Raw genomic sequence first — 21,846 nt, forward strand, 5'->3', positions numbered from 1 at the left:
TCAGGATTCTTTGGATACTCGCTAAATTAGATGGATTCTAAAAAAATACTTTTTACCTAAGTACTATTACTAAATAGAAGAGAAATAGGAGATGAAAATTCCGAATTATAGCGATTTTCGCTATAGAAGATATACCTGACAGCAGTTCCATATTTAAAGAATAGTATAATATTTTAATAATTCAATTGTATGCTAATTATAACAAAAGACCGACTAGACTACTTATTACCCAAACAAAAATATAGACCGATTGGATCACTATTGACTTAATTACAACGCATAAAGTTAAGATATTTACTTGCACCTTTATCTCTAAAACAAAAAGGTTTGGTATGGAAAAAAGTTTATATCAGAAAAATGCCATTGTTACCGGAGGTGCTCTCGGAATCGGAAGAGAAACTTCCATATTACTCGCAAAAAAAGGGGCCCATGTCATTGTATCTGACATCAATCTAACAGAAGGAAATAAAGTTGTCACAGAAATTGAGTCCTTCGGCGGTTCAGCAGAATTTATCAAATGTGATGTTACCTGTGAGCAAGAAATCGTTACACTTGTAGAAACATTCAAATTTAGAAACAAACGTTTGGATATTATGGTAAACAATGCAGGGATTGCAAACAAACCGACATTTATGCATAAAGTAACAACAGAAGTTTGGAACCGTTTGATTTTAATGGATTTAACAAGTGTCTTCTGGTGCCAAAAGTATGCCACAAAGCTTATGCTTGGTGATCGTATCGGTGGATCCATCATCAATGTTGCCTCAATCGCAGGACTTGGTGCCTCGCCAAGTCTTGGACCTTATTGTGTCGCCAAAGCGGGAGTGATTGAACTAACAACAACAGGTGCATTGGAAGTCGCACGATTTGGTGTTCGGATCAATGCAGTATGCCCCGGTTGGACAGAAACAGCAATCCTAGATGTTGCAGGAGAACGGGGAAAAGATGCTATGGAAAAAAATATCCCGATGGGTAGGCTCGGTAAACCAAGAGAAGTGGCAAACCTGATTGGATTTTTAGCATCAGAGGAATCTAGTTTTATTACAGGTTCCGTTTACCGCGTGGACGGGGGAACAAGGAGTTAAGATACTATAATGGCTCCTATGTGAAAGGGATGCGAAGGGCTTGGTCTGACGAATGTCAGACGGGAGCGTTAGCGCACCCCGTAGCAGCCCGGGCCCCGAAAGTTTGGATCTTGCAGATAACTAAGAAACCTATGATTAGAGAAGACAAAAAGTCCTTTCGGGGATTCACACGAGAAGCAACTGAAACTCGACTTGGGATCAAAGAAAGATTTTAAGATGAATAAAAAACCCTTATCGCATAATTTCAAATAGTCGACCCAGTAAACTATCTTGGGTTTGCATGGTTTTCGAATTGGCTTCGTAGGCGCGGTTTACTTCAATCATATCCACCATCTCTGTCACAACAGAAACATTCGAGGCTTCCAAATAACCCTGTAACACTTGTGGAGCGAGTAGTTCTGGAAATGCTGTTGGTTCACCGGATTCCGGGGTGTCGGAATAAAACGAGTCCCCTTCTTTGTCTAGGTGGCGCGGATTTTCGACAGTTCGAATTTTTAATTTATCGAGGAGAACTGGGTCTTCGAACCTATTTTCGCTAAAGTTGGTTCCGTCTTTGGGAGCGGTCCCGAGTTTGGCGTTGATATAGATTTCTCCATTTTCCTTTACAAGGAAATTGCCTTGGTTGACTTGGATCGGGCCTTTTTCCCCGAGCAGTGGGAAACCTTGTGGGGTCACAACAAATCCATTTTTATCCAAAACAAAACTGCCACTTCTAGTCAGGCGTTCCCCCCGGTTGGTAAGGACAGAAAAAAAAGCAGGTTTTTCCATTCCGGGTTGGTCTTGGACCATCAAATCAAAAATATTATCCGTTTTTTTTACAGCACCTTGTTCAAAGCGAGTGTAAACTTCGTTCACTTCGGCACCAAATCCAAGTTTACCGACGACAGGAGAAGTATCAAAAGAGCCCATCGGCGTTTTTCCGATCCCATCTTCTGAATAACGATGGAGTAACATTTCAGGGAAGGTTTTGAAGACTGTGGTATCTTTTTTAAATGCAGTTTTATCCACATTGGCCAAATTGTTGGCAATCACATCCATTCTTACTTGTTGGGAAATCATCCCATTGGCACCAGTATAGAGACCTCGTAACATAACTTTCCTACCTATCATTTCTTTCGGTCAGATTTCGAGATTCCCCAAGAGAAAATGCGACATAGTTAAAAAAGAGTTGAAGTTTTCTTTAATTTTTAGGAGAAAAGAAGGACATGAAGTTATCCATCGGAAACCTACCCCAGACTCTTACTGAAGAAGCTCTCGAAAAACTTCTTTCTGCGCATGGAAAAGTGGAACACCTCCAAATCAAACGGGACAAAATCACAAAAGTCTCCCTTGGTTATGGAACCGCGGATATGGCGGATGCCGATGCTTCCAAAGCCATTGCTGCCTTAAATGGCAAAGAAATGGAAGGTAAAAAATTGGTTCTCGTCAACCAAGAAGAACTAACCAAATCGCAAAACGAAGCAGCCAAAAAGAAAGGAAGCCCTGCGGTTGCAAAACCAACCTTTGGCAGAAACCAAACCACAGGTGGTGGAAATACCGGAGTGCAAAGGAGAGGCGGTTCTCGCGGTTCATAGATGAGACAACTGACCGGTAGTTACCTCTCCATTGGAGCCGGAGAGAATCAAATCCCTCTCATCCAAGCGGCAAAAGCTAGAGGACTCAAAGTCATCTCTGTGGACATAAATCCTGAGGCTCCAGGTCTATTGGGATCAGACATACGTATATTAGAATCGACTCATGAGTATAGAAAAATTCATCATGCCATGAGCCGAGTTCCTCTTCCCTTTAAACTGCTGGGAGTCGGATCTAGATCCTTTGGAAAAGCCATCTATACCGTTTCCTACTTAGCAGAAAAATTAAAACTTCGAGGTAATCCGCGCGATACAGTGAATCTGTTTTTGGATAAAGAGAGATTCAAAAACTCAGTTACAAAGTTCGGTATCCCGATTCCCCCATCACTCCAATCCAGTTTATCAAACAAATCAAAAGAAAAGAAAATTGAAATTGTTTTTCCAGTCATCGCTAAACCTAAAGAAGGTTCTGGAAAAAAAGGAATTTCTGTTCTCGAATCAGATACAGATTATAAAAAGTTTATTCGTTTAAAAACTAGCGAAAGTTATCTTCTAGAACCATTTATTTCTGGTGATGAAATAACAGTGCTTGGTTTTGTGATCGCAAGAAGATTTTACCTGATCTCACTTACAGATAAAATTACAACTGGAAAACCTAACTTTATCGAGGTGGCCCATGTAGCGCCCTCTCGTCATATCGATATGGCGGGGGAAATTAAGATGATTTGCCAGGCCGTTGTCACTGCAACAAAACTAAAAACCGGACCATTTGTTGCAGAATTCAAAATTACCAAAAATAAAGAATGCCTTCTTATCGAATCGGCTCCTGAAGTGGGTGGAGAATTCTTAGCCGATGTTCTTATTCCTGAGCATTACGGTTATAAATACTTTAATGATTTACTATCTGTAACCATTGGTGAAAAAACTAGACCAGGTTTTTTAAAGAAAGCAAAAGATGGTATCACCAAATCAGCATTAGTTTTCACCCTCCCCAAAGAACGTCAAAAAAAAATGGGAGAACCTGTGACCTTAGAAGCAAACACAGGGGAAATCGTTTTTTTTCAAAAACAATTGGTCGAAACGGGCGCAAACCTAGAAAAATTAGAAGGAAACCATAAAAGAACCCAAGTGTTTGGTATCTCCACCAAACAAACCATCGACACAAAAGATTGGTTGGATTCTATTTTTCAAAGAATCAATTCATGAAAAATGTCTGGGATGAACACTATGAAAGACCAAAGTCAAAATTGGCCTTTCCTGATGAAAACTTAGTCCGTCTTTTATCCAGAATCCAACCCAAAAACAGAAAAGCTTTAGACTTTGGGTGTGGATCAGGAAGGCATTCTTATCTCCTGGAAAAAGAAGGTTATCTTGTTACCGGTTGCGACAATGCAAAAACGACAATTGACCAACTCAATGAAGAAAGTCCTTCCATTCGTTTTTTACATACCCCAAATACAACTCTTCCCTTTTCCCCGAAGGAGTTTGGACTCATTGTGAGCTGGGGCGTTTTCCATTACAACAAAAGAGAAGATGCAAAAAACCTTCTCTCTAATTTATATGATTCCTTAGATACTGGCGGGTATCTTTTAGGTTCGATCCGTGCGGATGGGGATACTCATCTTGGCCTAAGACAAGGAAAAATGAACTTAAAGGACTTGAACGGTGGTTATGCGGAAACCTATTCACTAGAAGATTTAAAATCATTTTTATCTATTTTTTCCAAAGTTTCCATTGGTTATTCGGAAAGAACTCCACTGGGAAAACTAGAGGAACGTATCTGTCACTGGTTTTTTCTCGCTGAAAAATAATGAATGAAAAACTTTCTTTGTCCGAAGAATGCCCACTAGACCAAACTTGTGATTGGGTACCACTTTATACTACTACGGGTCAATATTCAGGTTTGTCCATTGTAGAATGTAAAACCTGTAAACTCCAAGCACTCTCCCCGCGCCCAATTCAAAAGGAACTTTATTCTAAAGATTATTACCAAGGAAAGGCAGATTATACTTATATAGATGAAAGGGCTCATAAAAAGTTTTTTCAGTATGTATGGAAGGCAAGGATTCAAAATATTAAGAAGTTCATAAGGGCTGGAAACTTTTTAGACATAGGTTCTTCCTTTGGTGGATTCCTTGAAATGGCCCGGGAAGAAGGATTTTCCATCCAAGGAGTCGAAATCTCAGAATATGCATCGCATTATGCAAACAAAAATGGTATTCCCACATTTAATGGAAACCTAACAGATGCAAAATTCCCCAATGATCACTTTAGTGTCATTACCCTTGTGGAAGTAATCGAACATATAGAAAATCCGAATCTCTTTTTTAAAGAGCTAACAAGAATTTTGAAACCGGGAGGAATTCTCCTTTTGCAAACTGCTAATTTTGATGGATGGCAGGCAAAAATAGAAGGTTCAAAATATCATTATTATATGCCTGGCCATGTTTTTTATTACTCAGACACCATCTTAAAAAAAATATTGACGAACCTTGGATTTGGTCATTTTGTATCTTACTTCGGAGTGGATTTTCCATTGCTCGCAAAACTAAAAAAATCAAGGGGTTCTTTTCAAAACTGGAAAGACTACCTGCAATGGATTCGAATTTCATTTTACCATTTTAAGTCAAAATGGAAAAAAAACGGATATCCAATCACTTCTAGTTACGTTTTATACGCTTTTAAAAAATAGGAACCACTATGAATGCTCTAACAAAATCGTCACTTTCTGTCCGACTGACAGCCATTCCAGAAGAAAATGGTTGGAAAAGAAAACTCATCCTCAGCGTTCGAGTTTTGTTGGTTTCGATTCACCGGTTTATGAAAGACGATTGTTTGATCATAGGATCAAGTCTTGCTTATACAACGATTGTTACTCTCATACCCACTCTAACGGTTGCATTAGCACTCATTACCGTAGCTTCAGGAATCCAAACTCGGCAAGGGGAAATGGTTGATGATATCAACGCATACTTACTTAGAAATAATATCCAATTTGATATCACTCCCTATTTAGAAACACTAACGGACATTATTTCCACTGCGTCTCAAATTGGAGCAGTAGGTTTTGTCGTTTTTATTTTTTCGGCAACTGCCGTTTTAAGATCTCTAGAAAAGGCTTTCCATATCATTTGGAAAATTGACCTTCACAGGAACGTCATTAATAAATTTGTATTTTATTTCTTTCTAATTTCCTTTGGCCCACTTCTTTTTGTGGTTGGGAAAAATATCACAGATAAGATTTCTGATTCCGTTCGCCCACCCCACCTAAAGTCAATTGTTTCCACCAAACAAGGAGAGCTATGGGTTGCCGGAGAAAAAGGAAATATTGGAACTATCAAAGAACTCAACAAATCCATATCTTTTATTCCAAATTCAAGCATTGATTTTGAAAACATGCTTTGCGTAGATTTTGATACTGTGGAAACAGGGACCTGTAAAAAGCCAGACATCACAAAAGAAAATTTTTTCCGTATTCGAAGCGTTGGAAATGACCTATTTACCATTTCCGAAGATGGAACTTTTTTATATTCTAATGATTTAGGAAAAACCTGGAAACTTCATTCGCTAAAAGGAATCGCAGTTTCAGACTTTGGTGCCATTGATTTTGATACAATATTCATTCTCACCAAAGACACTCGCACACTCCGCTATGAAATCGGAAAAACATTAAAAGAAATCAAACGATTCACTGATCCCGGGATTACACCCATCCGTGTTCGGTTCTTTACCGAAAAAGACGGTTTTATCTTGGACCGGGAAGGACGGTTATGGAAAACAAGCGATGGAGGTTCCACTTTTTTTCCACAAGAGATTTCACCTAAACCATTAAATGACATTGCTTTTCTAAATCGAAATGTTGGGTTTCTCGTAGGTGATAATGGAGCCATATTTAAAACCATAGACGGTGGTTATACTTGGAACGACTTAAGCCACAGAAAATATTCCTATGAAAGAGTTTGGGTATTTACATCTCCCAAAAAACAAGACTACGACATTTTCATCTTAACATCATTAGGTGATATACTTCTATCAGAAGACGAAGGTGAAAATTGGACAACGGCTTACAAAGGTAAAGAGGGGATGATTCTAGATATGATCTTACTCTCGAAAAAAACAAAAGAAATCGAATCTGTACTGGAAAGTTCCGCTTTAACTCAAGAGGAAAGTATCGAAATCGAATCGCAAAACGAAGCCAAGACTTTAAACGAAGGAATGTTAGGAATTGTTGGTGTAGGTGAATTCAACAAAATCATTCGCGTCGAAGAAGATGACAAGGGCCAAACTATTTGGAAAAAATACCAAGGAGGAAAAAGATTTTTCTCTCTGTATTCCATTTTTCAAATTCTTCTCCCCTTATTAGCATTATGGCTTTTCTTTTTACTAATTTTTAACATCATTCCGAATACAAAGGTTCCGATCAAAGCATCGTCAATTGGTGCTGCGGTTACAGGAGTGATTCTTATCATTTTCTTTTGGGGATTTATCAATATCTACCTAACTTCCTTTACCGAAAAAACTATGTTGGTATACAAGGCTCTAGCAGCAATTCCCATTGCCCTACTTGCCATTTATTCCATATCACTCATCATTTTATATGGTGCAGAAGTTACGGCTACTCTACAATTCCCTGATCGATACTTACTTCCGAAGCATCCCTTTGAAGATATTGATAGTAATCTATCGTATGAGTTTTATAAAACCATCCAAGTATTGGCGCTCACCTATGACCACCAATTAAAAAATGGAGAGCTTATCAAGTTATCAAATCTCAGAAAAACACTTTTGATGCCAGAAAAAGAACTAAATGATATTTTAGAAAAACTGAATGGAGCAAAACTTTTAGAAATCACTGAAGATAAAAGGATAGCACCTGTAAAACTAAAAGAACAAATTGATTTGGTTACGTTATACGAAGAAACTTCCAGTTTTAAACTCGGAGCGCCGAAGGAGCTAAATAAAATTTCTCCTAAACTAAATGAAAGTCTATCTAAGTTAGAATTGAAACTAAAAGAGGAACTACAAAAAATCTCGTTTAAAGATTTAGTTTAGAAATAGGGATTTTTTTTCACCGGCGGAAGAGAGGCTGACATTTGTTTGTAAATCTCTTCTGCAAGTCCCATCGATTCGTTTTGGGAAATATTTTTAGCATACTCATCGTATAACATATCTTCAAAAATTTCTTCTGCATAACCACCATCGATGAGTTTTTCTTTGTGGATGGAGTTTTTCATTTCCTTTAACATCATCTTCACAAAAACAGATTCAAATTCTACGGATGCATCATAGAGTTTTTTTCTGTAAGGATCTTCTTTGATCTCCTCACGAATGTTCTGTGGAACTCGTAGGGATGAAGAACTCACCTTTCCCATAATTTCTTCATGGGTTTCGAGTAAATTTTGGAAATCAGACACACCTTCTTTTTTGGGTGGTTTCATTTCATCCGAATAGGATTTCATCCGGTTTAGGATGGATTCGTCCTGGGAACGGCTCAGGCGATTCGAATAGTCTTGGATTTTGTGAATGTCCATATTATGTCTTCTAAATCTATCGGCAGATTTTCCAATTACTGAATCACAAGTTCCGCTTTTAAGGCCCCTTGTTTTTTTAAAGCCTCGAGAATCGAGATTATATCCCGGGTGGATGCTCCCACCTTGTTTAAAGCGGCCACTACATCCGAAACTTGGGTAGTCTCCTTTAAAACAAAAACGGATTCTCCTTTGCCTTCTTCTTGGATGGGAAAAAAATACCGAGCTTTGTCCCTACTCGCAATTTGGATGGTGAGTCCTTGTTGGGAAATGGCCACTTCATCGATGGCGATATTAGCTCCCATCACAATGGTCCCTGTTCTTTCGTTGATCACCACGCGAGCTACGGGGGAAGAATTCACCGTTAGGTTTTCTAACTTAGAGAGGAAGGCCAAATCGAGTTTAGGTTCTCCCGCAGCCATTTCCCCACTGGGATTTTGGCCGGAATTTTTTAGTGGCAAGGGAACTAGGACTTCGGTAGGAGAAACCACTTCGGGAACCACTCCAAGTTCGGCAGTGATGGCATCAACGATGGAACCCATCGTAGTATAATCTTTTTCCAGAAGTGTGAGTTTGACTGATTTAGTCACAGGGGCATTCGGAACCGATTTTTCCAAAATGGCACCCATAGGAACAAGGGCCGTATTGGATCCTGATTTTTTATCAGCCCCGCCTCGTTTTTTCTCTTTTCCACCAAACGCAAGTACGCCGGAAGCAACGGCAATGGTTTCTCCATTCCCTGCTTTTAATGGTGATTGCAAAAGCACTCCTCCCTCAAGAGAACGTGCATCCCCAAGGGAAGAAACTAAAACATCGATTTTATCCCCTTCTTTAAGGTTTACGGGAACATTGGCAGTGATGAGAACAGATGCTGTATTTTTGGCATCTCTTAGGTTCTTTTTGGTATTCACACCAAGACCTGCCAAATAATTCTGTAAGGCTTCTTCTGTGAGGGGATTTTTTGTATCTCCTGTTCCATTCAGGCCCACCACAAGTCCAAATCCAGTGAGCTGATTTTCACGAACGGCATCAATTCGCACCAAATCTTTTAGTTTTGTTTCTACCGCAAAACTAGGGAGAGTCGCAAAAAGTAAAATGACAACAGCAACAAGTGGATTTCCAAAAATTTGGAGATATCCTCTTTTACACTCTAGGTTAAATACAGTTTTATATAAAACAGTCATTGTTATTTACTCACTTTCACCTAAGAGTCGTTTGATATTCTTTAAAATGATTTCCTGTTTTTCTGATTCCGATAATTCCGCTTTTTCGGTTACTGTTCCATCTGGATTTGTAATCCGTTTCATTTGGACATTCGGACTCGTTAGTTCTTTAGGATTTAAGGTTCCTTGGTATTCTACTCTTAGGTTTGCAATCAGATCACTCGAAATAAATCGATTTTTATCCAAATCTTCTGGAGAAATAGTTCCCGACAAACGAAGGTTAATTCTTTCTTCTGATAAATTAAATACCTTACTTCCTTCCAGTTCCAAGTTTCCTGTTCCAGGATCGATACCTGTAACAAGGACTGCCATCACTCCCACAATTTTTCCTTGGGATTTCGATTTTCCCACTTTTGATCTCATATATGTGGAATTCGAGTTATAATTGGGAAGATCAGGGACTAACTTTTTATCGGGAACGGTTTTGATATCATTATCAAAAGTAGCTTTGTATTCAGACTCATATTCCACACGAAGTCCGTTTTTTAAAACTACTTTTACTACAGTTCCTGGTTGTATGGTTTTGGGATAAGAGTAAGGATCTTTGTCTTTCCAAAGAGAATCCGCAAACAAAAGAGAAAAGTTAGGAAAGAAAATAGATACGACAAATACAAATAGAAAAGAGCGAACAAGCGTTGGAATCTTTTTAACTGTATCTTCCAATGCAACAATGGATTTCAAATCCACGGGCAAACACTCTTCGAGGTTGAAACGGGAATGATCATTTTGTAGGTAGTTTTGATTCTTCATCATCATTGTGGGGACCTTAAATTTCTTCCAGAAGGCAGATCCCTTCATTTTGGACTCTGGCTTTGATGATTTTTTGCGAAGCTAAGTTAAGGACTGGAATTTCATCTCCACGGTTTCCTGATGCCAGAGCTCTTGTTTTAATTTTTAATAAAAGATTTCCTGTAGTATACACAAGTTGCACTTCTTGTCCCCTTTCAATGGTGTGGAGGGTCCGGACTTGTTTTTTTTCAATAGTCATGTCACTTAGAAGAGCATTCAGGGCTGTTTTCCCAACGGGACTTTCCTCCACATACTCGCGGTTATGGTCTGCTGTAAAAAAAGAACGGATTTCTACATCTTCCTCTGTTAGGACAGTTTTTGCAGGGATTTCTCTCGTTGTAAAGTAAGCGTTTTTCTTTTCTTCAATTAAGAAAGGCACAGATTCCGAATGAACCATTTTTCCTTCAAAATAATAATCCAAAGGAAAAAGTCTTTTTCCTCCATGAAGGGTGCGACCCGTATTTCTCCAAACGAGTTTAGTTCCAGAGATCGCTAGTAAAAATTCTTTTTCAGAACTAATTCGATACCTTTCTCCATCTTCACCTAACGCCTGCTCCACGGATTCTTTCAAATCCTTCCAAAGAGAACGTTCCAGATCTTTTTTGGAAACCATTGTGGTTTTGGGTAGTATCATCCCCTCTTTTCCCATTACTTCAAAAGAAACAGATTCTCCCGTCTCAGTTATTTCTTTCGTATAACGAGAATTTAAAACATCCACTAATTGTTCCGGTGTCAAAACTTTGGGTGATTGTAAATTTTGAAATAATATCGGGTTCCAATTTCCTTTCCAGTTGGTAAAATCAGAAAGACGGATTTCCCCTGTACCCACAATGGTTTTGGGTTTTAGGTAAAGCCGAAAATCATTTTCCTTTGCCAAAACAGGCAAAGAAAGAGCCAAACTAAAAAAGATAAGGAACCAAACTTTCATTAACGTTTGAGTCCAATGGCCGTCGAAAGCATGTTATCTGAGGTTTGGATAGTTTTGGAATTGGATTCGTAAGCCCTTTGTGCCACAATCATATTCACCATCTCTTCTACGATTTTAACGTTACTCATTTCTAAAAATCCTTGTAAGACACTGCCGTATCCTTCTTGTGAAGGCATTCCCGGAATTTCAGGACCTGAGGCGACTGTTTCTCGAAATAAGTTTTTACCAACCGCTTGAAGACCCGCTGGGTTGACAAATCGGTAAAGTTCCAATTGGCCGATGGTAGTCGGACGGATATCGTTTCCGATTTTTACCGTCACTTCTCCCTCTTCGGAAACCATTAATGTATTGAGGATGGCATTCTCTGGTAAGATGATGGGTGGTTCGAGTAGGTATCCATTTGATGTAACCACTTGTTGGTTGGAGTCAATTTTAAAAGATCCGTCCCGTGAATAGGAGAAGGTTCCATCTGGCATTTGGATTTTAAAAAATGCCATCTCACCGGTAAGGGCAAGGTCTAATTTATTTCCTGTAGCTTGGAAAGATCCAATTTCGAATAACTTCTGTGTGGCGGCGACTTTCACACCATGACCCACATTCACACCGGTAGGAATTTCGGAAACAGAGGTGGCTGGAGTTCCCGCAAGCACTTGGTGTTGGTAAACTAAATCTTCAAAGTCCACACGGTTCTTTTTGAAACCAGTGGTGTTTACGTTCGCAAGGTTATTGGCAACCGTATCAATATGGAATTGTTGGGCAATCATCCCGGTAGCACCGGTCCAAAGGGATCGCATCATAAAAAGGCACCTCTACAGCTTTCTATCGGTAAAGCCCGAAAAAAGCTAAGTGTCTTTTTTTCTAATTATGTCTTATTTTCCCGTGCTCCCAAATCCGCCAGTTCCTCTTTCTGTGGGGATAAGTTCCTTCACCACCTGGACAGGAAGAATCGCCACCGCTTGAAATACAATTTGGGCAACCCTTGTCCCAGGCTCCAAAACAAAATCCGCACCACTTATGTTCAGAAGTGGAATGAGAATTTCTCCTCTGTAATCCGAGTCGATGGTGCCTGGGGTATTTGGCATGATGATGGAATTTTTTGTAGAAAATCCGCTTCTTGGTCGAATTTGGCCTTCATACCCTTCAGGAATACTCATCGCAAGGCCTGTGGGAACAAACACCACTTTTCCATTTGGCAGGATTAGGTTTTCAGTGAGGCAAGCAGACAAATCCATCCCCGCCGAACCGGAAGTTTTGTATTCGGGGAGAACCGCTCCCTCTCTTAAAATTTGAATGTGTAAATTCGGTTGGTTCATGATCATCCTTACAAACAGATTCTATGCAGCATTTGAACTATCAAACACCAAACTGGACGGGAATTTTGGCAAATTGACTTTCTGACATATCGCCCACACAAGACAAATGAACTTTCTTTAAATCAAACAATTGTTTTGCAGTTTCATTAATTTCATCCAAGGTAACTGATTTGATCGATTTCATTCGGTCTTCCAATGAAAAATACTTACCATAATAAATTTCTTGAAGGCCAATATTATTCATTCGGTTTTCGGGAAGTTCGTACCCGATGGCTATCGAACCCATTTGGTTGGATTTTGCATCAGCTAGTTCCGTTTTAGAAAAACCATTTTTAGAAATACTTTCCAATTCTTTTAGGATAAGCTCAACACACCGTGCTGCTTTTTCTTTGGAAGTCGCAGAGGAGATAGAAAAAAGTCCTGTGGTTTTGTAATACGAAGGAAAACTATAAATGCTATAACATAAACCTTCTTTTTCTCTGATGTTTTGAAAAAGCCGCGAAGCCATTCCTCCACCAAGGATGGTAGAAATGAGTTGGGTGACAGTCACTGTTCGGTAATCTCTTTTGTTTCCATTCACACCAAGCATAATATGAAACTGTTCGATTTTACGGCGTTCTAAATGCTTCGAATAACTTTTTTTAGGTGCTGGAATGATAAGCTCAGTGGGATTTTTGCCTTTAGGATTTTCAAAAGAAAAATATTTGTTGGTTAGGTCCAAAATTTTTTCCCAGGTGAAATTTCCTGAAACGGAAATCACCATATTTTTGGGGAAATAGTGTTTTTCAAAAAAATTGCGGATGGATTTATTCGTTACACCTGTGACTGATTTTTTAGTTCCTATAATATCACGGCCATAAGGTGACTTCCCAAAGATATTACGAAAGTAAAAATCATAAACAAAATCATCGGGCGCATCTTCATAAGAACGCATCTCTTCCATAATGACACCCTTTTCAATTGTGATGTCTTCTTTACGAAAAAGAGGACGAAATAACATATCGGAAAGAATATCAAAAGCAAGTTCAGCTTGGTCTTTGATTGCCACTACATAATACTGAGTGTATTCCCGCCCAGTGGAACCATTCAAAATTCCACCGACTCGTTCAATCGACTCGGCAATTTCTTTACTCGTTCTACGCTCTGTATCTTTAAAGAGCATGTGCTCTAAAAAGTGAAAGTATCCGTGTTCAGAATTAGTTTCGGCAAGACTGCCTTGTTTCAAAAAAACACCCACCCCCATTGAGGATGCGTGTTTCATAGGTTGGAAGAGAACCGTTAACCCATTGGGTAAAACAGTTCGTTTGCACTCGATGACGGATGCCATTGGTTTTACTCCCCCCAAACAGTCGTTTGGGGACTGTTTAGTTGTCTAAAAGAACATCCTTACGGGAAAGGTCGATTTTTCCCATTTTATCAACGGAAATCACCTTAACTTGGATTTTGTCCCCTTCAGAAACAATATCACGAACCGATTGCACTCGTTTCACATCTAGTTTAGAGATGTGGCAAAGGCCCTCTTTTCCTGGAAGAATTTCTACAAAAGCACCAAAGTCAGCAATTCGTTTAATGACACCGTCGTAGATTTTACCTACTTCGATTTCTTCAAAGATCCCATCGATCATGGCGATGGCTTTTGCTTTAGACTCTTCACTTGGAGAAGCAATGGTTACTTTACCTGTGTCATCCACAGAAATTTCAGAACCAGATTGTTCAATGATCGCACGGATCATTTTACCACCCGGGCCAATGAGCTCGCCAATGCGATCTTTTGGAATTTGTTTTTGAGTGATGCGTGGAGCATTGAGGCTCAAATTACCTTTCACAGAAGAAATGGCTTTGTTCATTTCACCAAGGATGTGGTCACGACCCACTTCTGCTTGTTCGATGGCTTTTTGTAAAACTTCCAAACCAAGTCCATTGACTTTTAAATCCATTTGGAAGGCAGTGATCCCTTTTTTGGTTCCTGCGAGTTTGAAATCCATATCTCCAAAATGATCTTCAATTCCTGCGATATCAGAAAGTACCGCAAAACGGCCTTTTTCATCACTAAATAGTCCCATCGCAATTCCGGAAACTGGACCAGAAATCGGAACTCCCCCAGCCATAAGAGCCAAGGTTCCCGAACAAACAGAGGCCATTGAAGAAGATCCATTGGATTCTAAAATTTCAGAAACAAGCCTGATCACGTAAGGGAAGTCAGTTTGCGTCGGAAGGACTTTTTTAATCGCACGTTCTGCGAGGTTTCCGTGACCAATTTCACGTCTACCAGGACCTGAGTTACGACGCACTTCCCCAACAGAAAAAGCTGGGAAATTATAGTGCAACATAAAGTTCTTCTCTTTCGAACCTTCCAAAGTTTCGTACCTTTGGTTGTCAGAAGTAGTTCCAAGAGTCATCACCCCAAGGGACTGCGTTTGTCCTCTGGTAAAAACTGCCGATCCATGAGGTCCTGGAAGCACATCAATCTCACAAGAAATTTGACGAATTTCGTTGGTTTTACGACCGTCAAAACGAATTCCTTCGCCAAGCACTAGTTCGCGGACCACTTCATATTCTAATTCATGTAGGAAATGTTTGATATCTTTCGATTTGTCTTCTGGAGCGAGTAGAGTTTTAAAATGTTCTACTGTTTCTTTGTTAATGGCTTTGATGTCATCGTTACGTTTTGCTTTGTCAGCATTTTTGTTAGCAGCAGTTAAACGGTCAAACGCGAACTCACGAATTTTTGCGTGAAGCTCCTTGTCAGGAGCTTTTAAAACTACTTCCTTTTTTACGGTTCCGTTTTTCTTAGCTAATTCTTCTTGCATTGCAACAGCAACTTTCAGTTGTTCTTGTGCAAAACGTAGAGCCGCCATCATATCTTCTTTGGAGATTTCATTTGCTTCCCCTTCGATCATAACGATGGCATCTTTAGTTCCCGCAACTACCAAATCCAAATCAGATTTTGTAATTTCTTCGTTCGTTGGATTGAGAACAAATTCTCCACCAATACGACCGATACGAGCACCAGCGATAGGGCCTGCAAAAGGAATGGAAGAAACAGAAAGAGCCGCCGAAGCTGCGTTAATCGCATGGCCTTGGACAGATACTTGTTTGTCTGCAGATAATACTTGAACAAGAAGTTGTACTTCTGAGAAGTATCCTTCCGGGAACATTGGGCGAATGGGACGATCCAGAATCCTAGAAAGTAATACTTCGTGTTCTGCTGGTTTTGCTTCACGTTTGAAGTAACCACCAGGAAAACGACCTACAGAGTAGGCTTTCTCTGTGTATTCGCAAGTAAGTGGGAAAAAATCTTGTCCTTCTTTTGGTTCGTCAGCGGCACAAACTGTGGCGAGGAGAACCAAATTTCCGGTTTTGTATACAACCGACCCGTGAGCTTGTTTCGCCCACTTGCCGGTCTCAATGGTGATAGAGTCTCTACCCCAAGAACCAGTGAACTCTGTAGCCATAGGAATTACTTCCTAAGGCCGAGTTTTTCAATCAGCTTTTTATAACTTTCTACGTTGGACTTTTTAAGGTATTCCAACAAACTCTTTCTCTGGTTCACCATTGCGATTAGACCGCGGCGAGAGTGAAAGTCCTTCTTGTTCGCTTTGAAGTGTTCAGTAAGGTCTTTGATTCGAGAGTCGAGAAGAGCGATTTGTACTTCTGCAGAACCTGTGTCGTTTGGTTTGCTACCGAATGTAGCAATGATCTGCTGTTTTTGTTCTTTTGTGATCATACTAGTGTCCAGATTTTAAGAAGGACTCATTTAGAAAACATAATTTTTGCAGAAGGGTCAAAAAATACTTTTCTGTAACGGTAGGGAATGTGGTCCGGTTTCCCTTCGTAATCGCACCAAGCAAGGATTGTTTCTTCATCTGCATCCACAATAAAAAATCCGTTTTCAGCCGGTTTTGGGAGTTTGTCCCAAAGGTATCCCCCGTGGATGACGGCCTTTTTTTCAGTTTCCTCTGCGATGCGGGTTGGAAGCGGAAAAATTTCTTTCCAAGGAAGGAGATCCTTCGGTGAAATCTGATCCAAGGCTTTTGCGCGTGCTAAGTCGTAGGTACCGATAGACTCCCGCACAAGTCTTTGCAGAGACAATGGAATTCCCCATTTCTCGGAAAGGTCGAGGATGATTTTACGAATATAGGTTCCAGAACTAACGTGAATCCGAAAGGAAAATCCAAACTCAGTTTTTTCGATGTCTGTTACTTTATAGATCACAATCGGTCTTTCTTTTTCTTCCACCGCCGAACCTTCCCGGACTAAATCCGATTGGCGCTTTCCCCCCACTTTCAAGGCGGAAATTTTAGGCGCTTTTTGAGAAGTGAGCCGTGTAAGATGATTTAACTCCTCCTGTAATCGTAACAAAGGAAAATCGGATTCAAAACGGGGAATGGCATTTTCTCTTTCATCTACTTCCACTACTCCATCTGGATCCCCAGAATCAGTTTTTAATCCTACAGTTACTTCCGCAAAATAAGACTTATCTTTTCCAAGAAACACTTGGGAAAAAGCAGTGTAGTCTCCGCAAGGCAAAATGAGTAGGCCTTCTGCAAACCGATCAAGAGTACCGGTATGTCCCACTGATTTTTGACCTAAGATTCTTTTGGTTTTTAAAACCAAATCGGAGCTTGTGATCCCAGGTGGTTTGTAGACAAATAAAAATCCCGAATGGTATGGTTTAGACATAGGAAAAAGGTCACCTAATCAAAGCAAGTTGCAAGAAGTGTAAAAACACTCACAGGAAGAAAAAATTTCCTTAGTTCTGGACTTTTACTCTCCTTCCTTAAAATCACTAGCGACTTTCGTTTAGGTTGGAGAATCTGAATCTATATCGGAATCATCGTTTGGTTCTTCCGATTCGGATTCCTCTGGATGTAGTTCTTCAAAAAGAGTTTTCGGAGCCGATTCATCAATCAGACGATTCACTTCCAAACTTTTGATATAATTATTATCCCAGACAAACGTAAATTTGGGGTTCGTATGAAGGTGAAGATTTTTCCCAACAAGGGAAGAAAGAAAACCGGCACAAGAAACAAGTCCTTGTGTGAGTTTTTTTCTTTCATTGTTATTACAGAGCGCTGTGAAGTAAACTTTCGCAAACTTTAGATCTTCACTGATCTCAATCCGATGGAAACTCGGCAAAAAGACTCTTGGGTCTTTTACCTTGCCTTCCAAAATGGCCGTAGAGATAAGGCGAATGATCTCCGATTCGAGTTTTTTCATTCGAATAGGATTCATTTAGGCCGCCTACAGTTTACGAGCAATTTCGCGAATCTCGTATGCTTCGATTTCGTCACCTACCGAGAAGTCATTGAAACCATCGAGTAAGATACCACATTCAAAACCAGTGAGAACATCAGCCACATCGTCTTTCATACGTTTGAGGTTTTTGATTTTCCCTTCCCAAGTGATCTCACCTGTTTCGCTGGAAACCACACGAACGTAAGCTTGTTTAGTGACCTTACCAGATTTCACCATACAACCGGCAATGTTACCCACTTTGGAAATTTTGAATACATCTCTGATTTCAACTTTACCAATGATGTTTTCTACTTTTTCCGGTTCGAGCATTCCTTCCATCGAAGCTTTTACTTCATTCACCACATCGTAAATAATACTGTAGTATTTGATTTCGACTTTTTCTTTTTCAGCAAGCGAAACCGTTTTTGGGTTCGCACGAGTGTGGAAACCAATCACGATCGCATTAGATGCCGAAGCCAAAATGATATCGGAATCAACTATGGCACCTGTTCCCGCATGGATTACATTGAGGCGAACATCCGCTGTAGAAAGTTTTTCGAGTGCTTCTTTCACCGCTTCCGTAGATCCACGAACGTCTGCTTTGATAATGACTTTGAGTTCTTTCAGAGCACCTTGTTTGATGATCTCGCTCATATTGTCGAGTGTGACACGAGTGGCCGCGTTTTTCGATTGGCCGAGTCTTTCATAATCTTGACGGCTATGAGAGATCGTTCGTGCTTCTTTATCATCAATCACCACATCAAATGGAGCACCTGCATCAGGAACACCATCGAGACCCGTAACAAGTGCCGGGAAGGATGGACCCGCTTCTTTGATGGAACGACCAAGGTCGTCATACATCGCACGAACACGTCCCGCATGCACACCGGCAACAAAGGCATCACCCACACGTAGGGTTCCGTTTTGGATGAGAACTGTAGCAACAGCACCACGACCTGGATCGAGTTTTGCTTCCACAATGGTTCCTTTTGCTTTTCGTTTCGGATTGGCTTTGTGATCTAGGAGTTCCGCTTGGATGATTAACATCTCAAGGAGTTTATCGATACCAATATTATTCTTAGCGGATATATCACAGAAGATGGTAGTACCACCCCAATCTTCTGGTTGTAATCCGTAGTTAGAAAGTTCTTGTCTTACCTTTTCTGGGTTTGCTGCTGGTAAATCAATTTTGTTAACGGCAACAATGATAGGAACTTCTGCTTCTTTAGCATGATTAATCGCTTCAATGGTTTGAGGCATGACCCCATCATCAGCAGCAACCACTAACACGACGATATCGGTAACAGAAGCACCGCGTGCTCTCATCGAAGTGAAAGCTTCGTGACCTGGCGTATCGAGGAAGGCAATTTTTCCGCGTTCCGTCTCTACTTGGTAGGCACCAATGTGCTGAGTGATCCCGCCGGATTCCCCTTCTGCGACCCTGGAAGACCGAATGGTATCCAAAAGTTTGGTTTTACCATGATCCACGTGACCCATGATCGTCACAACAGGAGGACGAGTGATATAGTCTGCTGGATCATCTTTTTCTTCTTCGATGACCGTTTCGTCGTATAGAGAAACGATCTTTACCTTACAGCCGTAATCATCGGCAAGAATGGATGCAGTTTCAGCATCGATCACATTATTGATGGTGACCATCATACCCATTTTCATGAGTTTACTGATGACTTCTCCTGGTTTTAAATTCAGTTTTTTGGCGATCTCTCCCACTTGGATGTTTTCCAAAATGGAGATTTCTTTGGGGACAGCCGCAAGAGCGGCAGCCTGCGCCTTTTGTTTGCGAAAAGATTGTTTGAAAAACTTTGTGTTTTCGTTCTCTTCTCTTCCGCCTTTTTCTTTATCAAATACTTTCTTTTTGGCACCGCTGGCACCACCAGCACCAGGAGGTCCACCGGGAGCACCAAACGGAGCATCCCCTGGAGGTCTTCCTGCACCACCTGGTCCGCCTTGGCCTATAGGTCTTGCTCCACGATTTCCTTGGTAGCCACCAGGGCCACCTTGTCCTGGGCCGCGATTTCCTTGGTAACCGCCACCGCCTTGTCCTGGGCCGCGATTTCCTTGGTAACCGCCACCACCTTGTCCTGGACCACGATTTCCTTGGTAACCGCCACCACCTTGTCCTGGGCCACGATTTCCTTGGTAACCGCCACCGCCTTGTCCTGGACCACGATTTCCTTGGTAGCCGCCACCGCCTTGTCCTGGGCCACGATTTCCTTGGTAACCGCCACCACCTTGTCCATCCGATCTTTGGGGACGTGGAGTGGTCGGACGCGAAACGATTGGGTTACGATCTTCTTTTCTAAAATAACCTTGGTTCCCTCCTCCTTGTTGGCCACCTTGGCCACCACCAGAACGGTAGTTAGGAGAAGAAGTATCACCGGAAAGGATGGATTCAGGTTTACGATCCATTGGAGGTCTTTCACGTTCCGGTTGTGGTTCCGGCTTTCTTTCTGGCCGGGACACAATGGGTGATGCTTGGGAAGGAGCTTGCGGACCGGAACCGAGTCCCTGTCTTTTGGCTTCCTCACGAATGAGTTCATTCAAATCCTTCTTTTTTTCCGGAGCAGCGGAAGGGGTAGAAGAAATCGGCTTTGCCGGTTCTACGCCTTGCGTGCTAGGGCTGGATTCTTTTTTCTCATCTGCAGGTGCCGATTTTTTCTTGATGACAAGCTTTTTCTTGGTTTTGTCACCACTGGCTCCCTGCTGGAGGGTTTCTTTAATCGATTTTTGCTCTTCCATATTATGCCTTAAAACTTAACCCTCTTCTACCCATTCGATAGATTCACGAAGCAGACGTAAAATTTGCTCTGCCGTCGTTTTCCCGATTCCGGAAATTTTCGAAAGTTCCTCTTGGCTGAACTCGAGAAGGGTTTCCACGTTTTTGATCCCGCCAGCTTCGAGAAGGCCGACGATCCTTGGGGTAAGACCTGGAACTTCAGAAAGTGGAGTGAATCCAGAGTCTTCCCCTTCTTCCGAACCACCATCATATTGGTCTTCTGATTCTTCCATTGCTTCTTGTTGGGCATTGAAGAGTCGATCCAGTTTTTCACGAGCTTCTGGTGAAGCCAGTTCCTGGTTGTATTGTGATACAGTTTTGATGTCGATTTTGAAACCAGAAAGTTGGGATACGAGTTTTACGTTGGATCCGTTGATTCCGATCGCAAGAGAGAGAGATTCATCAGGAACGATGACAAGAGCATCTCCTCTTTTTCTATCCACATGTACTTCCACTGGTTTTGCCGGTGAAATGGCGTTGGCAATGAATACACTTGGTTCGTCTGAGTGAAGGACAATGTCGATTCTTTCGTTTCCAAGTTCGCGAACGATGGCTTGGATTCGAACCCCTTTCATTCCCACACAGGCTCCCACAGGATCCACGTCAGACTTACTAGTGGTAACAACCACCTTAGTTCTGTAAGATGGAATTCGTGCAACATCTCTGATTTCCACAATGCCATCATACACTTCGGGAATTTCCATTTCGAAGAGTTTTTTGACAAAGTCACCAGAAGCACGAGAAAGTGTGATGACAGGCATTGGTTCGCGGGGGCGAAGTTCCACCCTTGAAATGATAGCTTTCAGACGATCGCCTTGGCGGTATTTTTCCCCAGGGTTTTGGTCTTTTTTAAGCATGATCCCTTCTACCTTACCTAGGTCGATGGACATGATGTCTTTTTTCCAACGTTGGAAATATCCGTGGGTGAGTTCCCCTTCTTTGGATTTATACTCTTGGTAGAGTAATTCCTTTTCCATATCGCGAAGGCGCTGGAACACCATCTGTTTCGCTTGGCTGGAAAGAACCCGAGAAAGGTCTTGTGGTTTTTCAAACACTCTCATTTGGGTTCCCACTTCTGCTTTTGGGTCCAATTTTTGTGCATCTTCAAGAGAGATCTCGAGAGGGTTTGTTGTTTTTTCTGCTACCACATCACGTAATACGGAAATGATAATTTCGTTTTTGTTGTCGGATCCAAAGTCTACTTGGCAACGATCATCTGTTTCTGCTTCCAAACCGACCTTTTTGCGATAGGCGGCAAGAAGTGAGTCCCGGATGACACCGAGTACGAGTTCTCTATCAAGAGATTTGTCCTGACAGAATTGTTGGATGGCTTCGAATAGCCCAGTTTCTTTCGTTGCTTGTTTTGTCGCCATA

20 protein-coding genes are annotated in these 21,846 nt (G+C 41.1%); 6 read left to right on the forward strand and 14 right to left on the reverse strand.

From position 1 onward, the window contains the following. Positions 1-332 precede the first annotated feature (332 nt). Complete coding sequence (locus ND811_RS06695; protein WP_265351319.1) at positions 333-1,085, forward strand: SDR family NAD(P)-dependent oxidoreductase; 753 nt, start codon at positions 333-335, stop codon at positions 1,083-1,085. A 231-nt stretch (positions 1,086-1,316) separates the two neighbouring features. Here the strand turns inward: ND811_RS06695 and ND811_RS06700 are convergent, their stop codons facing one another. Then, entirely contained in the window at positions 1,317-2,177 is an 861-nt protein-coding gene (locus ND811_RS06700) for a flagellar hook-basal body protein (RefSeq protein WP_100790507.1), read from the reverse strand. A 113-nt stretch (positions 2,178-2,290) separates the two neighbouring features. Between ND811_RS06700 and ND811_RS06705 the strand changes: the two genes are divergently transcribed. Genes ND811_RS06705 through ND811_RS06725 form a run of 5 tightly spaced genes read left to right on the forward strand, consistent with a single transcriptional unit; the run spans position 2,291 to position 7,708 of the window. Next, complete coding sequence (locus tag ND811_RS06705) at positions 2,291-2,659, forward strand: RNA recognition motif domain-containing protein (RefSeq protein ID WP_265351320.1); 369 nt, start codon at positions 2,291-2,293, stop codon at positions 2,657-2,659. After that, positions 2,660-3,862 carry an ATP-grasp domain-containing protein gene (locus ND811_RS06710; protein WP_265351321.1) on the forward strand — a complete coding sequence of 401 codons (1,203 nt, stop codon included), beginning with the start codon at positions 2,660-2,662 and terminating at the stop codon, positions 3,860-3,862. It begins immediately after the preceding gene. Then, on the forward strand, positions 3,859-4,467 hold the full coding sequence (locus ND811_RS06715; RefSeq protein ID WP_265351322.1) for a class I SAM-dependent methyltransferase: 609 nt from the start codon (positions 3,859-3,861) through the stop codon (positions 4,465-4,467). Before ND811_RS06710 ends, ND811_RS06715 begins: the two co-directional genes overlap by 4 nt. Next, entirely contained in the window at positions 4,467-5,348 is an 882-nt protein-coding gene (locus tag ND811_RS06720) for a class I SAM-dependent methyltransferase (protein ID WP_265351323.1), read from the forward strand. The genes ND811_RS06715 and ND811_RS06720 overlap by 1 nt, the downstream gene beginning before the upstream one ends. A gap of 8 nt (positions 5,349-5,356) precedes the next feature. Then, positions 5,357-7,708, forward strand: coding sequence for a YhjD/YihY/BrkB family envelope integrity protein (locus tag ND811_RS06725; RefSeq protein ID WP_265351324.1), 2,352 nt, complete (start codon positions 5,357-5,359; stop codon positions 7,706-7,708). On the opposite strand, the gene ND811_RS06730 is transcribed toward ND811_RS06725, so the two are convergent. The 13 genes from ND811_RS06730 to nusA all read right to left on the reverse strand — a co-directional run bounded on the left by ND811_RS06730 (position 7,705) and on the right by nusA (position 21,845). Then, positions 7,705-8,187, reverse strand: a complete 483-nt coding sequence (locus ND811_RS06730; RefSeq protein ID WP_265351325.1) for a rod-binding protein — start codon at positions 8,185-8,187, stop codon at positions 7,705-7,707. The two genes, ND811_RS06725 and ND811_RS06730, sit on opposite strands and share 4 nt — an antisense overlap. A gap of 35 nt (positions 8,188-8,222) precedes the next feature. Continuing rightward, positions 8,223-9,374, reverse strand: coding sequence for a flagellar basal body P-ring protein FlgI (locus tag ND811_RS06735; protein ID WP_265351612.1), 1,152 nt, complete (start codon positions 9,372-9,374; stop codon positions 8,223-8,225). Then, the gene (locus ND811_RS06740) at positions 9,375-10,160 is read right to left on the reverse strand and encodes a flagellar basal body L-ring protein FlgH (RefSeq protein WP_265351613.1); all 786 of its coding nucleotides are present in this window, start codon (positions 10,158-10,160) and stop codon (positions 9,375-9,377) included. It lies immediately after the preceding gene. Positions 10,161-10,173: 13 nt separating this feature from the next. Beyond that, positions 10,174-11,124, reverse strand: a complete 951-nt coding sequence (flgA, locus tag ND811_RS06745; RefSeq protein ID WP_265351326.1) for a flagellar basal body P-ring formation chaperone FlgA — start codon at positions 11,122-11,124, stop codon at positions 10,174-10,176. Beyond that, positions 11,124-11,921, reverse strand: a complete 798-nt coding sequence (gene flgG, locus ND811_RS06750; RefSeq protein WP_100790205.1) for a flagellar basal-body rod protein FlgG — start codon at positions 11,919-11,921, stop codon at positions 11,124-11,126. The genes flgA and flgG overlap by 1 nt, the downstream gene beginning before the upstream one ends. Positions 11,922-11,993: 72 nt before the next feature. After that, positions 11,994-12,437 carry a dUTP diphosphatase gene (gene dut / locus ND811_RS06755; protein WP_265351327.1) on the reverse strand — a complete coding sequence of 148 codons (444 nt, stop codon included), beginning with the start codon at positions 12,435-12,437 and terminating at the stop codon, positions 11,994-11,996. 40 nt (positions 12,438-12,477) lie between these two features. Further along, positions 12,478-13,764, reverse strand: coding sequence for a M16 family metallopeptidase (locus ND811_RS06760; protein ID WP_265351328.1), 1,287 nt, complete (start codon positions 13,762-13,764; stop codon positions 12,478-12,480). Between the two features lie 37 nt (positions 13,765-13,801). Continuing rightward, positions 13,802-15,892 (reverse strand): polyribonucleotide nucleotidyltransferase, encoded by a 2,091-nt coding sequence (gene pnp, locus ND811_RS06765; RefSeq protein WP_100734469.1) that lies wholly within the window; start codon positions 15,890-15,892, stop codon positions 13,802-13,804. Between the two features lie 5 nt (positions 15,893-15,897). Further along, complete coding sequence (gene rpsO / locus ND811_RS06770; RefSeq protein ID WP_100742754.1) at positions 15,898-16,164, reverse strand: 30S ribosomal protein S15; 267 nt, start codon at positions 16,162-16,164, stop codon at positions 15,898-15,900. Between the two features lie 26 nt (positions 16,165-16,190). Further along, on the reverse strand, positions 16,191-17,120 hold the full coding sequence (gene truB / locus ND811_RS06775; protein WP_265351329.1) for a tRNA pseudouridine(55) synthase TruB: 930 nt from the start codon (positions 17,118-17,120) through the stop codon (positions 16,191-16,193). A gap of 120 nt (positions 17,121-17,240) precedes the next feature. Continuing rightward, a complete protein-coding gene (gene rbfA / locus ND811_RS06780) occupies positions 17,241-17,672 on the reverse strand; it encodes a 30S ribosome-binding factor RbfA (RefSeq protein ID WP_265351330.1) in 432 nt (143 codons plus the stop codon). A 9-nt stretch (positions 17,673-17,681) separates the two neighbouring features. Further along, entirely contained in the window at positions 17,682-20,435 is a 2,754-nt protein-coding gene (gene infB, locus ND811_RS06785) for a translation initiation factor IF-2 (protein ID WP_265351331.1), read from the reverse strand. A 15-nt stretch (positions 20,436-20,450) separates the two neighbouring features. Then, complete coding sequence (gene nusA / locus ND811_RS06790; RefSeq protein ID WP_265351332.1) at positions 20,451-21,845, reverse strand: transcription termination factor NusA; 1,395 nt, start codon at positions 21,843-21,845, stop codon at positions 20,451-20,453. Position 21,846 lies beyond the last annotated feature (1 nt).

The sequence above is a fragment of the Leptospira soteropolitanensis genome (assembly GCF_026151655.1).
GTDB lineage: Bacteria > Spirochaetota > Leptospiria > Leptospirales > Leptospiraceae > Leptospira_A > Leptospira_A soteropolitanensis.

Excerpts from the sequence above, each read along its gene's own strand:
- ND811_RS06700 (WP_100790507.1), bottom strand. The coding sequence starts at position 2,177 with ATGTTACGAGGTCTCTATACTGGTGCCAATGGGATGATTTCCCAACAA.
- ND811_RS06710 (WP_265351321.1), top strand. The coding sequence starts at position 2,660 with ATGAGACAACTGACCGGTAGTTACCTCTCCATTGGAGCCGGAGAGAAT.
- flgG (WP_100790205.1), bottom strand. The coding sequence starts at position 11,921 with ATGATGCGATCCCTTTGGACCGGTGCTACCGGGATGATTGCCCAACAA.
- ND811_RS06715 (WP_265351322.1), top strand. The coding sequence starts at position 3,859 with ATGAAAAATGTCTGGGATGAACACTATGAAAGACCAAAGTCAAAATTG.
- dut (WP_265351327.1), bottom strand. The coding sequence starts at position 12,437 with ATGAACCAACCGAATTTACACATTCAAATTTTAAGAGAGGGAGCGGTT.
- rbfA (WP_265351330.1), bottom strand. The coding sequence starts at position 17,672 with ATGAATCCTATTCGAATGAAAAAACTCGAATCGGAGATCATTCGCCTT.
- truB (WP_265351329.1), bottom strand. The coding sequence starts at position 17,120 with ATGTCTAAACCATACCATTCGGGATTTTTATTTGTCTACAAACCACCT.
- ND811_RS06740 (WP_265351613.1), bottom strand. The coding sequence starts at position 10,160 with ATGATGAAGAATCAAAACTACCTACAAAATGATCATTCCCGTTTCAAC.
- ND811_RS06760 (WP_265351328.1), bottom strand. The coding sequence starts at position 13,764 with ATGGCATCCGTCATCGAGTGCAAACGAACTGTTTTACCCAATGGGTTA.
- ND811_RS06705 (WP_265351320.1), top strand. The coding sequence starts at position 2,291 with ATGAAGTTATCCATCGGAAACCTACCCCAGACTCTTACTGAAGAAGCT.
- ND811_RS06730 (WP_265351325.1), bottom strand. The coding sequence starts at position 8,187 with ATGGACATTCACAAAATCCAAGACTATTCGAATCGCCTGAGCCGTTCC.
- ND811_RS06725 (WP_265351324.1), top strand. The coding sequence starts at position 5,357 with ATGAATGCTCTAACAAAATCGTCACTTTCTGTCCGACTGACAGCCATT.
- flgA (WP_265351326.1), bottom strand. The coding sequence starts at position 11,124 with ATGAAAGTTTGGTTCCTTATCTTTTTTAGTTTGGCTCTTTCTTTGCCT.
- nusA (WP_265351332.1), bottom strand. The coding sequence starts at position 21,845 with ATGGCGACAAAACAAGCAACGAAAGAAACTGGGCTATTCGAAGCCATC.
- pnp (WP_100734469.1), bottom strand. The coding sequence starts at position 15,892 with ATGGCTACAGAGTTCACTGGTTCTTGGGGTAGAGACTCTATCACCATT.
- infB (WP_265351331.1), bottom strand. The coding sequence starts at position 20,435 with ATGGAAGAGCAAAAATCGATTAAAGAAACCCTCCAGCAGGGAGCCAGT.
- ND811_RS06695 (WP_265351319.1), top strand. The coding sequence starts at position 333 with ATGGAAAAAAGTTTATATCAGAAAAATGCCATTGTTACCGGAGGTGCT.
- ND811_RS06720 (WP_265351323.1), top strand. The coding sequence starts at position 4,467 with ATGAATGAAAAACTTTCTTTGTCCGAAGAATGCCCACTAGACCAAACT.
- rpsO (WP_100742754.1), bottom strand. The coding sequence starts at position 16,164 with ATGATCACAAAAGAACAAAAACAGCAGATCATTGCTACATTCGGTAGC.